19 protein-coding genes and 1 pseudogene are annotated in these 19622 nt (G+C 61.0%); 10 read left to right on the top strand and 10 right to left on the bottom strand.

Annotated features, from left to right (window positions below; genetic code table 11):
• Positions 1–141: 141 nt before the first annotated feature.
• Positions 142–726 carry a DUF4167 domain-containing protein gene (locus JJ869_RS04105; protein ID WP_292264748.1) on the top strand — a complete coding sequence of 195 codons (585 nt, stop codon included), beginning with the start codon at positions 142–144 and terminating at the stop codon, positions 724–726.
• Positions 727–783: 57 nt separating this feature from the next.
• Here the strand turns inward: JJ869_RS04105 and rsmA are convergent, their stop codons facing one another.
• From rsmA to lptF, 6 genes are all read right to left on the bottom strand, one after another.
• Entirely contained in the window at positions 784–1620 is an 837-nt protein-coding gene (rsmA, locus tag JJ869_RS04100) for a 16S rRNA (adenine(1518)-N(6)/adenine(1519)-N(6))-dimethyltransferase RsmA (protein WP_292264747.1), read from the bottom strand.
• 81 nt (positions 1621–1701) lie between these two features.
• Complete coding sequence (gene pdxA / locus JJ869_RS04095; RefSeq protein ID WP_292264745.1) at positions 1702–2670, bottom strand: 4-hydroxythreonine-4-phosphate dehydrogenase PdxA; 969 nt, start codon at positions 2668–2670, stop codon at positions 1702–1704.
• Positions 2667–3896, bottom strand: coding sequence for a peptidylprolyl isomerase (locus tag JJ869_RS04090; protein ID WP_292264743.1), 1230 nt, complete (start codon positions 3894–3896; stop codon positions 2667–2669). The genes pdxA and JJ869_RS04090 overlap by 4 nt, the downstream gene beginning before the upstream one ends.
• A complete protein-coding gene (gene lptD, locus JJ869_RS04085; RefSeq protein WP_292264741.1) occupies positions 3884–6040 on the bottom strand; it encodes an LPS assembly protein LptD in 2157 nt (718 codons plus the stop codon). Before lptD ends, JJ869_RS04090 begins: the two co-directional genes overlap by 13 nt.
• Positions 6037–7131 carry an LPS export ABC transporter permease LptG gene (lptG, locus tag JJ869_RS04080; protein ID WP_292264739.1) on the bottom strand — a complete coding sequence of 365 codons (1095 nt, stop codon included), beginning with the start codon at positions 7129–7131 and terminating at the stop codon, positions 6037–6039. The genes lptD and lptG overlap by 4 nt, the downstream gene beginning before the upstream one ends.
• Positions 7128–8240, bottom strand: a complete 1113-nt coding sequence (gene lptF, locus JJ869_RS04075) for an LPS export ABC transporter permease LptF (protein WP_292264737.1) — start codon at positions 8238–8240, stop codon at positions 7128–7130. The genes lptG and lptF overlap by 4 nt, the downstream gene beginning before the upstream one ends.
• A 153-nt stretch (positions 8241–8393) precedes the next feature.
• Between lptF and JJ869_RS04070 the strand changes: the two genes are divergently transcribed.
• The 3 genes from JJ869_RS04070 to lpdA all read left to right on the top strand — a co-directional run bounded on the left by JJ869_RS04070 (position 8394) and on the right by lpdA (position 11891).
• A complete protein-coding gene (locus JJ869_RS04070; protein WP_292264735.1) occupies positions 8394–9869 on the top strand; it encodes a leucyl aminopeptidase in 1476 nt (491 codons plus the stop codon).
• A 4-nt stretch (positions 9870–9873) separates the two neighbouring features.
• Positions 9874–10332, top strand: coding sequence for a DNA polymerase III subunit chi (locus JJ869_RS04065; protein WP_292264733.1), 459 nt, complete (start codon positions 9874–9876; stop codon positions 10330–10332).
• Between the two features lie 167 nt (positions 10333–10499).
• Positions 10500–11891, top strand: a complete 1392-nt coding sequence (lpdA, locus tag JJ869_RS04060; protein WP_292264732.1) for a dihydrolipoyl dehydrogenase — start codon at positions 10500–10502, stop codon at positions 11889–11891.
• 161 nt (positions 11892–12052) lie between these two features.
• On the opposite strand, the gene JJ869_RS04055 is transcribed toward lpdA, so the two are convergent.
• From JJ869_RS04055 to JJ869_RS04040, 4 genes are read right to left on the bottom strand one after another with little or no spacing between them, the layout of a single operon-like run.
• Positions 12053–12796 (bottom strand): SDR family oxidoreductase, encoded by a 744-nt coding sequence (locus JJ869_RS04055; protein ID WP_292264731.1) that lies wholly within the window; start codon positions 12794–12796, stop codon positions 12053–12055.
• A 48-nt stretch (positions 12797–12844) separates the two neighbouring features.
• Positions 12845–13402, bottom strand: coding sequence for an HD family hydrolase (locus JJ869_RS04050; protein WP_292264730.1), 558 nt, complete (start codon positions 13400–13402; stop codon positions 12845–12847).
• 53 nt (positions 13403–13455) lie between these two features.
• Complete coding sequence (locus tag JJ869_RS04045) at positions 13456–13692, bottom strand: hypothetical protein (RefSeq protein ID WP_085631993.1); 237 nt, start codon at positions 13690–13692, stop codon at positions 13456–13458.
• A gap of 12 nt (positions 13693–13704) precedes the next feature.
• Positions 13705–14358, bottom strand: coding sequence for an alpha/beta hydrolase (locus JJ869_RS04040; RefSeq protein ID WP_292264727.1), 654 nt, complete (start codon positions 14356–14358; stop codon positions 13705–13707).
• A 174-nt stretch (positions 14359–14532) separates the two neighbouring features.
• Here JJ869_RS04040 and JJ869_RS04035 point away from each other — a divergent pair, with 174 nt between their 5' ends.
• The 6 genes and pseudogenes from JJ869_RS04035 to JJ869_RS04010 all read left to right on the top strand — a co-directional run.
• A complete protein-coding gene (locus tag JJ869_RS04035; protein WP_292264725.1) occupies positions 14533–14991 on the top strand; it encodes an Rrf2 family transcriptional regulator in 459 nt (152 codons plus the stop codon).
• A 114-nt stretch (positions 14992–15105) separates the two neighbouring features.
• Entirely contained in the window at positions 15106–16149 is a 1044-nt protein-coding gene (locus JJ869_RS04030; RefSeq protein ID WP_292264723.1) for an aminotransferase class V-fold PLP-dependent enzyme, read from the top strand.
• A gap of 22 nt (positions 16150–16171) precedes the next feature.
• A complete protein-coding gene (gene sufB, locus JJ869_RS04025) occupies positions 16172–17695 on the top strand; it encodes a Fe-S cluster assembly protein SufB (RefSeq protein WP_292264721.1) in 1524 nt (507 codons plus the stop codon).
• 221 nt (positions 17696–17916) lie between these two features.
• Positions 17917–18237 carry a heavy metal-binding domain-containing protein gene (locus JJ869_RS04020; RefSeq protein ID WP_292264720.1) on the top strand — a complete coding sequence of 107 codons (321 nt, stop codon included), beginning with the start codon at positions 17917–17919 and terminating at the stop codon, positions 18235–18237.
• Between the two features lie 64 nt (positions 18238–18301).
• Positions 18302–19057, top strand: coding sequence for a Fe-S cluster assembly ATPase SufC (sufC, locus tag JJ869_RS04015; RefSeq protein ID WP_292264719.1), 756 nt, complete (start codon positions 18302–18304; stop codon positions 19055–19057).
• Positions 19057–19622: pseudogene (locus JJ869_RS04010) on the top strand (Fe-S cluster assembly protein SufD); the annotation flags it as partial. The gene sufC and the pseudogene JJ869_RS04010, both read left to right, overlap by 1 nt.

Genomic DNA, 19622 nt, shown 5'->3' with positions numbered 1-19622 from the left:
AGACACATTGCAGCGGTCGAGGCTGGTTTGCACCCCTCTCGCGCGATTGTAAGCCCAAACATGAATGCTTTTGCACAGGACCCGCGCACAAAGCGCACACAGCAATCGCAAAACAGCTGAAAGAAGGCTGGAAAGTTACAGATGCGTTCTTCAAACAAACGTTCGCGGAACAAGAATAACCGCAACCGTCCGAACACCGTTGGTAATGTCGTCAACCGTGTGTTCGACAGCTCCGGCCCCGAGGGCAAGGTGCGCGGTACGCCGCAGCAGATCATTGACAAGTACAACCAGCTCGCACGCGACGCCCAACTCAGCAATGATCGGGTGAACGCGGAAAACTTCCAGCAGCATGCCGAACATTATATGCGTCTGCTGAGCGAGGCACAGCGCGAACAGGATGCCCGCCGCGAACAGCAGGAGCGCGAACAGGACGCGCGCCGCGAACAGCAGGAACGCGAAAACCGCGACCGGCAGGCGCAGCGCGATGCAGACCGTCCGCAGCGTCAGGATCAGGACGAGCCGAGCCAGTTCTCGAACGATCCTGCAGATGCGCCTCAGCCCGATGTCATCGACACCAATGACGACAGCAATGACAGCGGTCTGGTCGAAACGCCCGAAGCCAAGGCCGAGGAAAAGCCGAAGAAACCACGCGCTCCTCGCAAGCCACGCAAAAAGCCAGAGCCAAAAGCCGAAGAGGCGCAGGCGACGCCAGACGCCGCAGAATAGGACAGAAAGCCGGGGATCAGCCCCGGCTTTTTTCTTTCTGAAATGTCAGCGTATGGATCAGGCCAGTTGACGCGCCAAGGCGCAGAATGCTTCCAGCGACACCCGTTCCGCCCGCTCGGTTGGGGCAATGCCAACCGCGTTCAGATGATCCTCGATATCGGGCGACAACCCCTTCAAAGAGGCGCGCAGCATCTTGCGCCTCTGGTTGAAGCCGGCGGCCACAACCCGCTCCAACACTTTCGCATCCGCCTCAAAGCGCGGCGCGGGCAGGGCGCGCAGATGCACCACTGCTGAACTCACCTTGGGCGGTGGGCTGAACGCCTCGGGCGGCAGGTGCATCGCGATATGCGCGTCGCAGCGCCATTGCGCCAACACCGCCAAACGACCGTAAGCCTTGTCCCCCGGTTTGGCGACGATCCGCTGCGCAACCTCCTTCTGGAACATGAGCGTCAGGCTGGTCCAGACCGGTGGCCATGTGGGCGGCGTCAGCCAGCGCACCAGCAGCTCGGTTCCGACATTGTAGGGCAGGTTGGCGCAGATCGCTATGGGAGGCGTCAGATGCGCCAGCGCGTCCACTTCAAGCGCGTCACCGCCGATCACCTCGAGCCGACCCGGATACGCGTCTGAGATCTCGGCCAGCGCAGGCAGACAACGTGCGTCCTTCTCGACCGCCAGGACCTTGCGCGCGCCCTCGACCAGCAATCCCCGCGTCAACCCTCCGGGACCCGGGCCGACTTCAAGCACATCGGTTCCGCTCAGATCGCCTGCCTGCCGCGCGATCTTGGCGGTCAGATTCAGGTCCAGCAGAAAGTTCTGCCCCAGCGCCTTTTTGGCGCTCAGCCCGTGGGTCGCAATGACCTCACGCAGCGGCGGCAATCCATCAATTGCCGCCATGACACCGACTGTTCATTGCGCAAACCCCTGCTTCTTCTGTTTATAAATATGCAAATTCCGTCCCATCCGTAGGTGCGTGGCTCAGGATCGAGCGCCTGCAAGCTGCCAAGCCAAGCGCAACGCCTCAATGGTCGATGTCGGGTTGGCCTGTCCAGTTCCCGCGATGTCGAACGCCGTGCCGTGATCCGGCGACGTGCGAATGATCGGCAGACCCAGCGTGACGTTCACACCCCTGTCGAAATCCAGCGTCTTGATCGGGATCAGCGCCTGATCGTGATACATGCAGATCGCCGCGTCGTAGCCAGACCGTGCAGCCGCATGAAACATCGTGTCCGCCGACAAGGGCCCGGCGATGCGCATCCCTTCTGACCGCAACCGGTCCAAGACCGGGGCGATCACGTCGATCTCTTCGCGCCCCATGCGCCCGCCTTCGCCCGCATGAGGATTCAGACCAGCCACCGCCAGTCGGGGCTGTGCAATCCCGAACTGCGTCACAAGTGCCCGGTTCGTGATCCGAATGCGGGTCTCCAGGAGCTCTGGCGTCAGCGCCAGCTTCACCTCTGACAGCGGGATATGGATCGTCACCGGCACGACCCGCAACTGTGGCCCGGCCAGCATCATCACCACATCGCTTGTTTCGCAAAGATGCGCGAGAAATTCGGTGTGGCCCGGAAAGCCGAAACCCGCCCCTTCCTGCAGCGCCTGCTTGTGGATCGGCAAGGTGCAGACGCCGCCTGCCTTGCCGCTGGCGGCCAAAGCCACCGCACGCTCGATCACCGCGACAACGCCTTTCGCCTGTGCAGGCTGCGGGCGACCGGGTGTGCGCGGCCCTTCGAACCGATGCGGCAGAACGGGTAGGGCGGTACCGCGCGCCGACACTTCGTCCGGTGCCGCGATCTCAACCCAGTCCATACCCTCTGGCAAATGCGCCGGATCACCGATCAGGAAAAACGGCACCTCGCCATGCAACGCCTCCCACGCCATCCCGGCCAGTTCAGGCCCAATCCCGGCTGGCTCCCCGATGGTCAGGGCAATCGGCGCTGCGGTCATTGCGTGACGATGCGGGCGTCGGCGCGCAATTGGGCCAAAAAGCTTTCCGCCAGCGACTGAAGCCGCTGATTGCGCAAGCCCAAGGCAAACTGATCCCGATCGACATCGTCATTCACCTCAGCGGTGCGTCCGCACAGCATCAGGAAGACAAGCGTCTGCCCGTTCGAGCGGGTCAGCGCCGTGGACACCTCACCGGGATCGAGCTTGGACAATTCAAAGGCGATATCGGTTGGAATGTCTGCAGGCGGCAAGGTGTGGCGGTCAAGCACGTCTTCGGGCTGTCCCTTTGCCACACCGTAAAGATCATCGCAGCGATCAACCTTGCTGGCGAGCACACGCGCCTGCGCCAACGACGCATCGGACCGGCCACCGGGCATGTAATACGCGGCGTATTCGATCGCCGAATAGGTCGGCGGCGTGTAGTCGGTTTCTTCGACCGCGCGCAGTTGGAACAGCGCCACAGCGTTGGGGATCGGGATCGGATCGGTCACTTCGCCTGGCGCAAGGGCCAGAACCATTGGGCGCAGCACCGGCGGCAGGTCTTCAAGGTTCTGCCAAGGCAAGCGGCCTCCGGCTCCGCGCGATGCGGTGGCCGAGAACTGACGCGCCTGCGCCGAGAATTCGGCTTCCGACGTGATCTGGCTGATCCGCTGAGCCCGTGCCTGCACGGCTTCTGCCTGCGGCGGCGGCGCTGGCATGATGATTTCCGACAGCAACACGCGCACCGAAGATCCACCTGACGCGCCCAAGGCCCGGTCGATCTCCGCTTCGGACAGGTTCACCCGGCCAACAAAACGCGACTGGACAAGAAGACGCCAGCTCAGACCCGCACGCACGAAATCGCGGAAGGTCTGGGCCGATACGCCGCTGGCTTCGAGCGCCTGAATGAACTCGTCACGGCTCAGATTGGCGCGTCCTGCGAATTCGGCCATTCCGTCCAAAACCTCTTCGGGTGACGGAACAATCCCCGCCGCTTCGGCCGCCTGAAGCCGCAGCCTGTCGTCGATGAGCTGTTCGCGGGCCACTTCCTGAGGATCGCCCGGCGCACGCAGCAGCGTGAGCATGCGGGCGCGCTGATCCAGCTCGTAGGCGGTGACAACGCTGTCGTTGACGCGGATGACCGGGGCAAACAGGTTTTGCGCCGAGACCTGCACAGGGCCAAAGGCCAGCGTTATGCCAAGAGCCAGCGCACTCAGTTTGCGGATGGACGTGTTCAGTAGCTGCATGAACGTCGGTACTCCTTGCCGCTGCCGCCTGTGCTGAAGCCAGTCAGCGCGACGGTCAGGCCGAAATCGGTAGATGGTTCAAGGTTAGTGGAAGAGGCAAAGCTGCGCGAGACCGAAAAGTCCACCGCGACGCATTCATTGCGGTATTCCGCACCAATGCCTGCGTTCAGAAACTGCCCTTCGGCGATGTCGTACCGCGTTGATCCTTTTGCGGTCCAATTGCGGTCGATGTTGTAGCGCCCGTCGACTCGCCATTGGGATTGCGCGTCTTCGCGGTCTTCGGCAGGATCCGTGGTCAGCAGAATGTAAGACGCGCCCAGTGCATACCGGTCGAGGGTCACATTGGCGCGCATCTCGGCTTTCGTGAACCGCGACACGGTGGTGTCGTACAATCCCCGCGCCAAAAGCTGTAAACCATTCTGATGGGTGAATTGCCCGGCGACCAGCCAGTCGGATGCGATGCTGTCCTGTCCGGAAGATCGAGAAAACGCCTCGTCCTCATCGTCGCGCCACACCCGGCCCAGAACCAATGATGCGCGCCAGCCTTCGGGGTCCTCACGCATCCAGCGCAGGCCGGCGGCGCCAATCAACCCGCGTTCGCGCCGATCCGGGGAAGGGAAGCGCGACAGCGACAACAGGTTGCCTTCGTCGAATTCGGCGCGGGTGCTTTCGTCATTGGGCACCTCTGAACGTTCGCCTCCGATCCAGCCTACCTGGGCGATGGGTTCGATCAGGACGCGGCCACCATTTGAGGTTTTTTTCACCACAGGCCAGCGCAGTTCGAGCGAAGCCGCAGGGGTCACTTCGGTGTAATCGCCCTCGGCCACCGCATCCTGTTCAACGATGAAATGATCGACCCAGATTTGCGTGACAGCACCGGCCCGCAGACCACCCGGCAGGGTCCAACGGTCGCGCCAGCTCAGGTCAAGATTGGCGCGCCCCACATCGCGCCCGTCGACGACGGTATCGGCATCGCTACCGTCGATGTCGGCGTCCGAATAGCGATAATGTCCATGCAACTGGAAACCCAGCCGCACTTCTCCACCGATCTGTTTGGGGAAGTACCGACGGTTGTAACGCAGATCGCCGATGATCGTGGGCTGCGTCGCATTGTTCTCGCCGTCGGTCAGGCTTTCGTAATGGATCAGGCCGAGAGAAAAGAAGCTGTCTCGCTGCGCGCGCGTCAGGGTCACGGCGCTATCCAGTCGGTCTTTCTTGAAGTCGCTGTTGTAATCGTTGAGATACGCATCGTCGCTGACAGCTTCGATGTCGAAAGACAGTCGGAAATTCCGCGGCAGGGCAAAAGTCCCATCTGCAAAGAACAGCCCGCGCGCCTCGCCGCGCTTCAGGTTGTCCTGGCTGATGGCGCCATTGACCGTGATGTTCCCGGTGCGGAACGCCTGCCTGTACCGCATCTCGAGCGTTCGCGTGATCGGCGACACATAGGGCGTCAGCCTAAGGTCGGCATGATCTCCGATAGGGATGAAATACGGCAGCTTGATCCCGAAGCCCAACAGTGTCGTTGTCTTGAGTTCGGGAATCATGAAACCGCGCGCCCGCTCAAGTGTCGGATCGGGCAGCCGCATGCGCGGAATGTAGAAGACTGGCACCCCCAAAACCTGCAACTGCGCATTGTCAAAGTAGATCTGCCGTTCCTCGGCGTCATGCACCACGCGGCTGGCGCGGATCGCCCAAAGCGGCGGTCGGTCGCTGCCGCAGACCTGGCAGGAGGTCGCGGCGACTTGGCTCATCGCGGTGTACCGCCCTTGCACCCGTGCCGCGCGGGCCGAGGCGATCTGAAGCTGCTCGTCCAGCACGAACCGGGCGCTTTCCAAGAGGCCGTTCTGAAAACCCTGATCGAGTTGAGCCTGTGTTGCGGTCAACACGTCGCCATTGGGCTGCGTAATCCGGATCGGCCCTTGGATTTCAAGCGTATTGGTCGCGCGGTTATAGATGATCGACGACGCGGTCAGGCGCGTGCCCTCATGCAGCGCTTCGACGTTGCCGGTGGCGACCAGCGTGTCGCCGCCCTGTTCGACCAACACCTGATCGGCCAGCAGCATCACATCGCCGGATTGAGCATGCAGCGGGGCGGACCACAGCAACGCCGCGAGGATCAGGGCAAGGGCAGAGCGGCGCATCATCCGTCTTCCCTGTGCAGGATCAAACCCAGCGCTAACAGCACCGAGGCAAGCGGTGGCACCCATGCCGCAGCCAGCGGGTTCAATTGGCCGTTCTCACCCAGAATCTGCGCGAAGTTCCGCACGTAATATAGCGAAAAACCAAGAAGAACTGCCGAAAGGACAGCAACTCCAGTGCCGCCCATCCTGCTGTGCCGCATGGTGAAGGCCGCGCCGATCAGCACCATCGAAATCAGAAACACCGGCCGCGCCAATTCCATCTGCAACCACACGGAATGGCGCCGCGCCGAAAAACCTGCGTCCTCGAGATCGGTGATGAACCCCTGCAATTCCCACACCGAGATGGCCGAAGGCCGCCCGAACCTGTCCTTGATGCTGTCCTCGGTGAGGGTTGAGGCCAAGCGCAATTCGCCGTGCATTACCGAATTGGTTTCCGGGTTCACGCCAGCCACCAAAGGCCAGACCTTGGCCTGGCGCAATGTCCACGCGCCGTCGGCCAGTTCCGCCTCTTCCGCCTCGATCCGGCGCACCGGGCCGCCACCTTCTGCATAGGCCACGAACATCACGTCATAGAGGACGGTCCCGTTTGCATTGGCCCGCGCCGCCCGGATCACCGTTTGGCCGCGCGGGTCGGACTGGCGCAGCCACAACCCTTCGGCCCCGATGGACAGCGCCGAGGTGCCGCCATTGCGGTAGGTGTCGCGCAGATCGGAATAGGCTTTCGACGTGGCCGCCACGATCGGGTTGCCCATCGCCACCGTAAGCCCGCCAATCACCGCCGCCACCACGATCGGTCCCACCAGCGCTGTCAGCCCTGACCGCCCCGCCGCCCGCGCCACAACAAGTTCCGACGACCGCGCCAACGCCACGAACAGCGCGATAGAGGAAAGGATCATCACCAAAGGCAGGATCTGGTACATGCCTTCGGGGGTGTTGAGCAGCGTCAGCTTCACAACTTCACCAAAGCTGACCGAGTCGTCAAATCGTCTGATCTGTTCAACAAGGTCGAGAAGTATCTGAAACAGAAAGAAAATCCCAAAAATGGCCAGAAAGGTCCAAAAGAAACGGCGTGCAAAATACAGGTGAAGGGTCATGCCGACACCTCCAACGCCGCTGTCTTGCGCGGTTGCCGGAACGGACGTGCCGCAAGGTGCAGCATGCCCATTGCCAGCGCGAAGCCGACCACCGATGGCAGGTAGATCAACGGCCAGAGCGCGGCATTGTTGCGCGTCGGATCGGTGACTGCACTTTCCACCAGCTTGACGACCACCAAAAGGAAGATCGCAACCACGATCTGCCGCCCCACACCGAAGCGGCTGAAGCTGCCGGTGAGCAGTGTAGAGAACCCGATCAGTGCGGACACGAGTCCCAAAAGCGCCTGCTGGAACCGGCCATGCAGTTCTTCATTGATCCGCGCCAACGGCACATCGGTCAAAGCGGCCATCGCCCCGGGCTGGGTGAGCAGCGCCCAGGTCGACAGGTGGCGCGGCCGCAGGTTGAGGTTCTGGTTCTGCACGATCAGCGTGCTGATATCGTAGGTAAAATCCTGAAACAGTGTGGTCGACAGGGTGCGCGTTTCCGGCCGCAAGGTCTGGGCCAGACCGCTTACCATGACAAGGCGCGGGCCTTCTTCTGCCTGCACCACATAAGCGCGCTCGGCGGTATAAGTGACTTCGCGATCCGCTTGGCGCCGGTCTGATAGGTACACGTCGCGCAATTCACCCTCCGGGGTGATCTCGCGTATGAAGAATGTGACGCCGGGGCCGGGGTGCAGGAACGTGCCTTCCCGCAAGAGCCGCGCGCTGACCGAACCCGAGATATCAACCTCGCGCTGTTTGAGCTGCGCAACCGAAGCCGGGACAAGGAAGTGTGTCAAAGCCGACATCATCAAGGCCACGATCACTCCGAACAACGCGACGGGTCGGACCAGCCGCCATGGGCTGTAGCCGGTCGCCTGCACAACCGTCAGTTCCGAGTCGCCCATCAGCCGATTGGTGACGTAAACCGCAGCCGCAAACGACGCCATCGGCAGCACCAAAGCGATCACGCCGGGCAGGCTGAGTGCTGTGAATTCAAGGAAAACGCCAGCCGAGTGACCATCCGCGATCAGCCTGTCAAACAGCACCACCGCGCGGTTCACCCAGTACACTGCGACCAGCACAAGCGCGAAGAACCCAAAGAGGACCATTAGTTGCGACAGCATATACCTGTCGAATCTTGGCACGGCGAACCCCTTCACACGACATAGAGTGGGCCGACATGGCCCGATACCCTAGGGTTTGCGGGAAAACCCGCCTCTGGTCAACTGCGCGCACGGGCGCTACCCCTATATCCAAACCAACTTAGGGAGCAGAACATGGCGGAACTTCGCGCACTTTCATTTGTGCCGGTCGATATCGACGCTTTGGCGACCGCAGAGGGCCGGATCGCGGTCTTTGTCACACCCGATCTCAAACTGAGCGCAGGCGCGCGGCGGCTGAACCGTCTGACCAAGGGCGCACTGGCCCGTGCAACCGGATCTGAGGCATGGGAAAAGCTGTCGGAAGGCAAGGCCATGACGCTGGCCTGGCCAGTGGGCCTACAGGCCGAAGCGGTCGATCTGGTCAAATTGTCCCGCCGCCCCGCGCCTGATCTTGCGCGCAAGGCGGGTGCCGCGCTGGCGGTCGCCGCGGGATCATCTGCGATGACGGTTCTGGTCGAAGGCACCGGGCGACCCGAAGAGATCGCGCTTGGCGTGACCCTGCGTGGCTACGGTTTTGACGATCACAAGACCAAGAAAGGGGATCCCTTTGGTGCGGCCACCTTCATGTGCACCAAACCTGACGAGGCCGAAGCCGCCGCAGCGCCCCGCATCGCTGTGGCTGAAGGCGTGCATTTCACACGCAACCTCGTGAACGAACCGGCCAACGTACTGACCACCACGGAATTCGCCAATCGGCTGGAAGGTTTGCGTGATTTGGGTGTCGAGGTCGAGGTGCTGGAAGAAAAGGCACTCGAAAAGCTGGGCATGCGCGCGTTGCTCTGCGTGGGTCAGGGGTCCGACAGCCCCTCCAAAGTGGTCATCATGCGCTGGAAAGGCGGGGCCAAAGGCGATGCTCCGCTGGCGCTCATCGGCAAGGGTGTGGTCTTCGACACGGGTGGCATTTCGCTTAAACCCGCGGCTGGCATGGAAGACATGACCATGGACATGGGCGGCGCAGGTGTTGTCGCGGGCGTCATGCACGCTGTGGCCAAGCGCAAGGCCAAGGCCAATGTGGTCGGTATGGTGGGCCTTGTGGAAAACATGCCCTCGGGCAGCGCGGTGCGACCCGGAGACGTTGTGACCTCCATGAAGGGTGACACGATCGAAGTGGTGAACACCGACGCCGAAGGGCGTTTGGTGCTCTGTGATGTCATGTGGCACGCGCAAGAAACCGACAAACCCGCCGCGATGATCGACCTCGCCACCCTGACAGGCGCGTGCATCATCGCTCTGGGGCACGAAAACGCGGCTGTGTATTCCAATGACGAACCGTTGGTTGGTGCGTTCCTCAAGGCAGCCGAGACCGAAAAAGAAGGCGCGTGGCGGATGCCGCTGGGGCAGGCGTACGACGATATGCTGAAATCCCCCGTGGCCGACATGAAGAACATCGGCGGACGCCCCGCTGGATCCGTGACCGCAGCGCAGTTCCTTAAGCGGTTCGTTAAGGACGACATGCCGTGGATTCACCTCGACATCGCGGGTGTGGCCCATGTGAAATCCGATCTCGACCTGTCGCCCAAAGGGGCCACGGGCTGGGGGGTGCGGGCGCTGGACAGGCTGATCGCCGACCGGTTCGAGGCTAAGGACTGATCTCATGGGCGCGGCCTATTTCTACCACCTGACGCAAAAGCCGCTTGAGGCGACCTTGCCCATGCTCTTGGGCAAGGCGCTTGGTGCGGGCTGGCGCGTCGCGGTGCGCGGGACGGATGCCGCGCGGATGGACTGGCTGGACCAGAAACTGTGGTTGGGGCCGGAAGAGGGATTCCTGCCACATGGGTTGGCGGGTGGGCCGCATGACGCGGCGCAGCCGGTTCTTTTGACGGTAGCCAGCGAGGCGGCAAACGACCCGCAATGTCTCATGGCCGTCGATGGTGCCGAGGTCGTACCGGACGAAGTGCAGCGGTTGGAGCGGGTCTGCATCCTCTTCGATGGCAACGATCCCGCCGCCGTCGATGCCGCACGCGGTCAGTGGCGCAGCCTGACTGGGGCAGGCTGTTCGGCGCAATACTGGTCAGAGGAATCGGGGCGTTGGGAAATGAAGGCAGAAGCCTGATTTAAGACGTCTTAACAAACGGTTAAACGGTCAAAAAGGCTGACCTAATGTTTCGCGCGCGAAACAATTGGTCCGCTCCGGACCTATCTGCCAACACCCCATTGTGAGCCCTTTCGCTTTGGCCTACGCTTTGCCTCAAACCTGACCTTGAGGGAGGAAGACAGGCCATGAGCAAGAGCTTCGACATGATCGTGATCGGCGCAGGCCCCGGCGGCTATGTCGCCGCCATCCGGGGCGCACAGCTTGGGCTGTCTGTTGCGATTGTCGAACGCGAACATCTGGGCGGCATCTGTCTCAACTGGGGCTGTATCCCCACCAAGGCAATGCTGCGCACCTCTGAGGTGTTTCACCTCATGCACCGCGCCAAGGAATTTGGGCTGAAGGCCGAAGGTATCGGGTTTGATCTTGATGCCGTCGTCAAGCGCTCGCGCGGGATTGCGAAACAGCTGAATTCCGGGGTGGGGCATCTGCTCAAGAAGAATAAGGTCACGGTGGTGATGGGCGAGGCCACGATCCCCGCCAAGGGCAAGGTGCAGGTCAAGACGGACAAGGGGGTTGAGGACCTGAGTGCAAAGAACATCGTCATTGCCACCGGCGCGCGGGCGCGCGAGCTGCCGGGGCTTGAGGCGGATGGCGATCTTGTCTGGACCTACAAGCACGCTCTGGTCCCCAAACGCATGCCGAAGAAGCTTCTGGTGATCGGTTCCGGTGCCATCGGTATCGAATTCGCCAGCTTCTACAACACGCTGGGTGCTGACACGACCGTGGTCGAGGTCATGGACCGCATCCTGCCGGTCGAGGATGCCGAAATCAGCGGTTTCGCGAAGAAACAGTTCGAAAAGCAGGGCATGACAATCCGCGAAAAGGCGATGGTCAAGCAACTGGATCGCGGCAAAGGCAAAGTGACCGCGCATATCGAACAGGGCGGTAATGTCAGCAAGGAAGAGTTCGACACGGTGATCTCTGCCGTTGGCATCGTCGGCAATACCGAAGGTTTGGGGCTTGAGGCGTTGGGCGTTCAGGTCGATCGCACCCATGTCGTGACCGACCCGGTGTGTCGCACCGGGGTCGAGGGGGTCTATGCCATCGGCGACATCGCCGGCGCGCCGTGGCTCGCGCACAAGGCGAGCCATGAGGGGGTCATGGTGGCCGAACTGATCGCGGGCGGGCGCCCGCATGCGGTTGAGCCGGACAGCATTGCGGGCTGCACCTATTGCCAGCCGCAGGTGGCGAGTGTTGGTCTGACCGAGGCGCAGGCCAAGGAAAAGGGCTTCGACATCAAGGTCGGTCGCTTCCCGTTCATCGGGAATGGCAAGGCGATTGCGCTGGGGGAACCTGAGGGCATGATCAAGACGGTGTTCGATGCGAAAACCGGCGCGCTCTTGGGGGCGCATATGGTAGGCGCGGAAGTGACCGAATTGATCCAGGGCTACGTGGTCGGGCGGCAGTTGGAGACCACCGAGGAAGACCTGATGCAGACGGTGTTCCCGCACCCGACCCTGTCAGAGATGATGCATGAGGTTGTTCTGGATGCCTGGGGCCGGGCCATTCACTTTTAAGTCGGCGTTAACCGAATCTTCGTAAAGATCTTTGCAGGGTCTCCGATTTTTCGTCGAAAAATCGCAGGCCGCCGGTGCGGTTTTCAAAGAAATTTGCTTCGGCGTCTCAGCCAAATGTCACATCTACCCAGCCCTGTCGCGCGTCAACGTAAGATGCCGCGTCAAACGTGCTGGCCGCCGTTCACTTCGATTTCGGTTCCGGTGACATATCCGCTCTGGCCTGAGCACAGGAAATAGATGACATCCGCCACTTCATTCGGCTGACCAAGCCTGCGCATCGGCAGTTTCTCGACGATCTTGTCGGTGCCTTCGCTCAGAATACTGGTGTCCACCTCACCCGGCGCAATAGCATTCACACGAACGCCCAAGGGCCCGAAATCATGGGCCATTTCCCGCGTCAGTGCCGCAAGCGCCGCTTTCGACGTGGCATAGGCGGCTCCCGCAAACGGATGGACCCGCGCGCCTGCAATTGAGGTGACATTGACGATGGCACCTTTGGCCGCGGCCAATTCGTCCTTCAAGCCGCGCCCCAACACCACCGAAGCGAAGAAATTGACGTGGAACACCTTGCCCCAGTCCCGAAGATCGGTGTCGAGTGTGCTCAGCCGTTCTCCATTCGGACCTTTTGGCGAAATTCCGGCATTGTTCACCAGCGCATCAAGCCGCCCGCCGTCGAGCCGTTCCTTGACGGTGCGCACAGCCTCCATCGTCTGTTGCGGGTCGGCGAGATCGACCTGGATGTGGTTGCGCTCGCCGCCCGGCCAGGGACAATTCGGCGAAAACGCCTGTCGCGAACAGCTGATCACGCGCCAGCCTTCGGCGGCGAACTTCTTGACGGTGGCATGGCCGATGCCGCGGCTGGCGCCGGTGAGCAGAAGGGTACGCTGGTGCGGTGAGTCTGTCATGGGATCACCCTAGGGGATGTTGGACTATGGCGCGAGGATCAAAGCGTATCAGTCCCGCGCAGCGAAGAATGCCGCCACTTTGGGTTGGAGCCATGCCCAGATTTTTGGCGCGCCCTTGTTGATCTTGGGGCCGATCTGCGCGGCAAAGCGATCATAACTCACATCGTACTCGATCCACGATCCGCCTCCCGACGCAAGGTTCTGCATCGGTGGCTGCATCCGGTCGATGGATTTTGCGAATTGCGCTTCGGGTGTTTCGTTGGCTTCGAATTCTTCCCAGAGGGCGCGGAACTCGTGCGCCTGATCGTCGGGCAGAAGTCCAAAGATGCGCTCTGCGGCGGCTTGTTCCTGAAGGGCCATCGCGGTGACATCGTGATCCCCAGAGACCGGCGCATCGCCCGCGTCGATCTCAACGATGTCGTGCAGCAGGAGCATTTTGATGACTTTGCCGATGTCGAGAGGCGTTTCGGAATGCTCCGCCAGAACAAGCGCATAAAGTGCTATATGCCAGGAATGTTCGGCACTGTTTTCCATCCGCGAGCCGTCGCAGAGCGTGGTGGCGCGTAGAATGGACTTCAGGCGGGCCACTTCGCTGAGGAACGCCATTTGTTGATCCAGGCGGGACATGACACCGCTGCGCGTGGCTTCGGAAAAGACGCTCAGCGTCCGAAGTTTTCGTCTTTCTTCTGGCCTTCGATTCGTGCCCTGATAAAGGCGCGGGCCTTGCGTTCGGCCAGCCGCACGCGGATTGCGGTCAGAAACGCCTCTTCCAGAGTGGTCGAGGCTGCCCCGAGTTCGGCCGCGACTTCCATGAAGAAGCGGTCGTCATCGAGATGTTTCATCGCCTTGAGGGTGTCGTCGGCAAGCTTTTCAGCAAGCTCTTGTACCATCGACATGGAGGGTGATCCTTAACGGCTGTTCTCGGTCAGGCGGCGCTTCACGTAACCCGTCACATTGTCGATCATCGTATCCATGTGCGGTTCCTTGAAGAAGTGGTCGGCGCCTTCGATTTCAGTATGGGTGACGGTGATGCCCTTTTGTTCGGACAGCTTGTTCACCAGCGACCGTGTGTCGGCAGGAGGTGCGACGCGGTCGCCTGTTCCGTTGATGATCAAGCCGGACGAGGGGCAGGGGGCGAGGAAGGAAAAGTCGTACATGTTGGCAGGCGGGCTGACCGAGATGAAGCCGGTGATCTCGGGGCGGCGCATCAGAAGCTGCATGCCGATCCAGGCGCCGAAACTGAAACCCGCAACCCAACAATGTTTGGAATTGTTGTTCATGGATTGCAGGTAATCAAGCGCAGAGGCGGCGTCAGACAGCTCTCCGATGCCTTGGTCATATTCACCCTGGCTGCGCCCGACGCCGCGGAAGTTGAAGCGCAGCACGGTGAAGCCCATGTTGTAGAACGCGTAGTGAAGGTTGTAGACGACCTTGTTGTTCATCGTGCCGCCGAACTGCGGATGCGGGTGCAGGATGATCGCGATGGGGGCATCGCTTTCTTTTTGGGGATGATAGCGGCCTTCGAGGCGGCCTTCGGGTCCGGGAAAAATCACCTCGGGCATAGGCGGTGGTGGCTCCTGCTTTGGCTCTGGTGCGGCGGTCCGTAAATCTTGACAGCTTCACTCAGGCTTCTTAGAATGGTTCTAAATCGGGAAGCTTCCCCGAAATGGTTATCCGCACATAGGCAATTGCCCTTGCAAGGTCAATTGTGTCGCAGGGGCGTTTGGGAGACGGCCATGAAATTGAGTACGAAAGGTCGATATGCGATGGTTGCTCTGGCGGATATCGCCCTGCAGCCGGACGGGACATTGGTGACGCTGGGCGATATCGCGCAGCGGCAGGACATTTCGTTGCCCTATCTCGAGCAATTGTTCGTCAAGCTGCGCCGGGCCGGGCTGGTTGCGTCGGTGCGTGGACCCGGGGGCGGGTATCGGCTGGCCAAGGCGGCAAGTGATATCCGGGTGGTTGATGTGTTGGGCGCGGTTGATGAGACGGTGGACGCGATGCACAAGGGCGCGGGCGCGTCAGGTGGCCTGTCGGGCAGCCGTGCGCAATCGATGACCAACCGGCTTTGGGAAGGTTTGTCGGCGCATGTCTATGTGTTCCTGCACCAGACCCGGCTGTCGGATGTGGTTGGCAATTCGCTGGCTCCGTGCCCTGCTGTGCCGAACCTGTTTGCCGTGGTGGACGAGTGATGGGCTCGTATTGGCTGCGCCAATCCGACCTGCAGGGGGCGCTGCCCCCTCTTGGCCTGCGGCCTATTCACCCCCGAAGTATTTCTGAACCAGAGAAGCCGGGAGAGCTTTAAAGTGGCGCGCGTCTATCTGGATCACAATGCGACCACGCCGCTGCGGCCTGAGGCGCGCGACGCGATGATCGCGGCGATGGATGTTGCGGGCAACCCGTCCTCCGTCCATGCCGAAGGGCGAGCGGCAAAAGGGCTGATCGAGCGGGCGCGGGCACAGGTGGCGGCGGCGTTTGGCGCGGATGGCGCGGATATCGTATTTGTTTCCGGCGCAACCGAGGCTGCCGCTTTGGCCTGCGCCGGGCGCGGGTTGTTCGGCGCCGGGATCGAGCATGATGCGGTGCGGGCGTGGATTGATCCAGTTTTGGCGGTCGATGAGGCGGGGCAAGTGACGGTGACTGATCCGGCGCGGACCGCCCTGCAACTGGCAAATTCCGAGACCGGGATTGTTCAGGACCTGCCGCAAGGGCTGGCGGTGGTGGATGCGACGCAGGGTTTTGGGAAACTGCCCGTTGCCTTTAACTGGCTTGGTTGTGAGATGGCGTTGATTTCTGCGCATAAGCTGGGTGGGCCAAAAGGGATCGGCGCGCTGGTGGTGAAACGCGGAACTGATCTTGCGGCGCAGATCAAGGGCGGCGGTCAGGAGATGGGGCGCCGTTCTGGCACGGAAAACGTCATCGGGATCGCGGGATTCGGGGCAGCAGCCGAGGCGGCCGCGCGCGATTTGGACGCCGGGGTTTGGGACCGGGTCGAAAAACTTAGAAACATTCTAGATTCAGCTATTGAGGCTGGCGCTAAAGAGACTATTTTTGTCGGGAAAGAAGGGCGGCGTCTGCCGAACACGACATGCTTGGCCACGCCCGGCTGGAAGGGCGAGACGCAAGTGATGCAGATGGACCTCGCGGGTTTCGCGATCAGTGCGGGGTCGGCCTGTTCCAGTGGCAAGGTCAAGGCCAGCGCGGTGCTGACTGCGATGGGGTTCGATACGGTCACAGCCAGCAGCGCGATCCGCGTCTCGCTCGGGCCGAAGACAACCGAAGACGATGTGATGCGGTTTGCCGAGACGTGGCTGACCAAATGGGAAAAACACCGCGCGCGAGCCGCGTGAGAAACAAGACAGGGGTGCAAGCATGGCTGCTTTGGATAATGTGACCGTCAAGGAAGGCGTGGATCAGGAAACCGTCGATGCGGTGCGCCAGGTCGGTGGCAAGTACAAGCACGGCTGGAACACCGATATCGAGATGGAATATGCGCCCAAGGGTTTGACCCCCGATATCGTGCGTCTGATCTCGGAAAAGAACGAAGAGCCGGAGTGGATGACAGAGTGGCGTCTGCAGGCCTATGAGCGGTGGCTGCAGAAGGAAGAGCCGACTTGGGCGATGGTCGATTATCCCGAGATCGACTTTCAGGACCAGTTTTACTACGCGCGTCCGAAAAGCATGGAAGTGAAGCCGAAATCGCTTGACGATGTCGATCCGAAGCTGCTCGCAACCTATGAAAAGCTGGGTATTCCGCTCAAGGAGCAGATGATCCTTGCGGGTGTCGAAGGTGCTGAAGACATGCCCGCCGAGGGCCGCAAGGTCGCGGTGGATGCGGTATTCGATTCCGTTTCCGTGGGCACGACGTTCCAGAAAGAGCTGAAAGAGGCGGGGGTCATCTTCTGTTCGATCTCGGAGGCCATTCGCGAGCATCCGGAGTTGGTGAAGAAATATCTCGGCTCGGTCGTGCCGGTGTCGGACAACTTCTACGCAACGCTCAATTCAGCGGTCTTTTCGGATGGCTCGTTCGTTTACGTGCCGCCGGGTGTGCGCTGCCCGATGGAATTGAGCACGTATTTCCGCATCAATGCGGAAAACACCGGTCAGTTCGAACGCACGCTGATCATCGCCGACAAAGGCTCGTATGTGTCCTACCTTGAAGGCTGCACCGCGCCGCAGCGCGACATCGCGCAGCTGCATGCGGCGGTGGTCGAGATCATCGTCGAAGAAGACGCCGAGGTGAAATATTCCACGGTGCAGAACTGGTATCCGGGCGATGAGAACGGCAAGGGCGGTATCTACAACTTCGTGACGAAACGGGCCGATTGCCGGGGCGACCGGGCCAAGGTGATGTGGACGCAGGTTGAGACCGGGTCTGCGGTGACGTGGAAATACCCCTCTTGCATCCTGCGGGGTGATGACAGCCAGGGCGAGTTCTATTCGATCGCCATCGCCAACAATTACCAGCAGGCCGATACCGGCACAAAGATGATCCACCTAGGCAAGAACACCAAGAGCCGGATCGTTTCGAAAGGGATCAGCGCCGGTCATGCGCAGAACACCTATCGTGGTTTGGTGTCGATGCATCCGAAAGCCAAGAACAGCCGCAACTACACCCAGTGCGACAGCCTTTTGATCGGCAGCCAGTGCGGCGCGCACACCGTCCCGTATATCGAGGTCAAGAACAACTCGAGCCGGGTTGAGCACGAGGCAACGACCTCCAAGGTGGATGACGATCAGCTGTTCTATTGCCGCCAGCGCGGCATGGACGAGGAAGAGGCTGTGGCGCTGGTGGTCAACGGGTTCTGCCGTGATGTGTTGCAGGCGCTGCCGATGGAGTTCGCCATGGAAGCGCAGCAGCTTGTGGCGATCTCGCTTGAAGGGTCTGTGGGATAAGGAGAGCCGGGGCGGGCCGGTTCGGTCCGCGCCGCAATATGTGCCATGCCGATATCCGCCATCCTGATCACGTCCGTTGTGACTGGCGTTTTCTGCGCAATCTTCGCAGTTGTGGTGGATGTGCTGACAGACGCTCTGGCGATGTGGATGGCGATTGCATTGGTTTTTGCGTCCGGGTTTACGGGATCGCTGTTCGCGCAACTGGTTTTGAAGAGGAAGACATGATCATCACGACGACAAACAACATCGAAGGCCAGAAGATCCTTGAATACAAAGGGATCGTGGTGGGTGAGGCGATCATGGGTGCCAACGTGGTCCGCGATGTGTTCGCGTCGATCACGGACATCGTCGGCGGCCGGTCGGGCGCGTATGAGGCAAAGTTGCAGGATGCACGGGATGTGGCGATGCGCGAGTTGGAACAGCGTGCCGTGGCGCTTGGGGCCAATGCCGTGGTCGGCGTGGATCTGGATTACGAAGTGGTCGGCAATTCGATGTTGATGGTGTCCGCCAGCGGCACCGCCGTGCTGACGGATCGCGGCTGAGGCCGCACTTACAGAACAGATATCGCCTGCATGGTTGGGCAACCGAATGGAAAAGGGCAAGAAAATGTTGGAAATCAAGAACCTGCACGTGCAACTCGAGGAGGAAGACAAGCGGATCCTCAAGGGTGTGAACCTGACGGTCGAAGCGGGCAAGGTGCATGCGATCATGGGGCCGAACGGGTCGGGGAAATCGACCCTCTCCTACGTGCTGTCCGGCAAGGATGGTTACGAAGTGACCGAGGGTTCGGCGACGTTGGATGGTGAGGATATTCTGGACATGGAGCCGGAAGAGCGTGCTGCGGCAGGTGTCTTTCTTGCATTCCAGTATCCGGTGGAAATTCCCGGCGTCGGCAACATGACCTTCCTGCGCACAGCTGTGAATTCCCAGCGCAAGGCGCGTGGCGAAGAGGAGATGTCGGCGAGCGAATTCCTCAAGGTGATCCGCGCCAAAGCGAAGGACCTCAAGATCGACGCCGAGATGCTGAAACGTCCGGTCAATGTCGGCTTTTCGGGCGGCGAGAAAAAGCGCAACGAAATCCTGCAGATGGCGATGCTTGAGCCGAAGATGTGCATTCTGGACGAGACCGACTCGGGCCTTGACGTGGATGCGATGAAGCTGGTGGCCGACGGTGTGAACGCGCTGCGCGACGAGGGGCGTGGGTTCCTTGTCATCACGCACTATCAGCGACTGCTGGACCATATCAAACCGGACGTGGTTCACATCATGGCGGATGGTCGGATCATCAAGACCGGTGGTCCCGAGCTTGCGCTTGAAGTAGAAAACAACGGCTACGCGGATCTTCTGGCGGAGGCGGTGTAATGGCGTTGCCGCAGATCAAACAGGATGCCACCGACGCGCGGCTTGCGGCGCTCGACATGCCGCAGGGCGGTTGGGCACAGGCGGCGCGCGAGGACGCTTTGGCGCGTGTGCAGGCGATGGGTCTGCCCAGCGGGCGCGACGAGTACTGGAAGTATACCCGTCCAGACACGCTGGTGCAGCCGGAAGCGCCAAGAGCGGCCTTGCTGACAAGCGATGAAGAGCTGATTTTTAGCGCCGTCGACCGCCTCAAAATTGTGTTCGTTGACGGTGTGTTCAGCGCTGAGGACTCCGATGATCTGGCGATGGACCATGTGACCATCGACCGGCTTGCGGATGCGCCCGATATTCATTGGGCCAAAGACATCTACGGCGTGCTGGAAACGCGGGGTCAGACCCCTGTTCAGCGGCCTTTGGCAGCGCTCAACACGGCCTTTGCGACCGATGGCGTTCTGATCCATGTGACGGGCACACCGTCTAAGCCTATCAGCCTGATTTACCGCCATGAATCAGAGACTTCTGATGCGATCCTCCACCATGTTGTGAAGATCGATGCGGGTGCCGAACT

The organism is Marivita sp., from assembly GCF_017643905.1.
Classification (GTDB): domain Bacteria; phylum Pseudomonadota; class Alphaproteobacteria; order Rhodobacterales; family Rhodobacteraceae; genus Marivita.
Note: the sequence above shows the minus strand (reverse complement) of the source record. Positions and strands in the feature narration are given on the sequence as shown.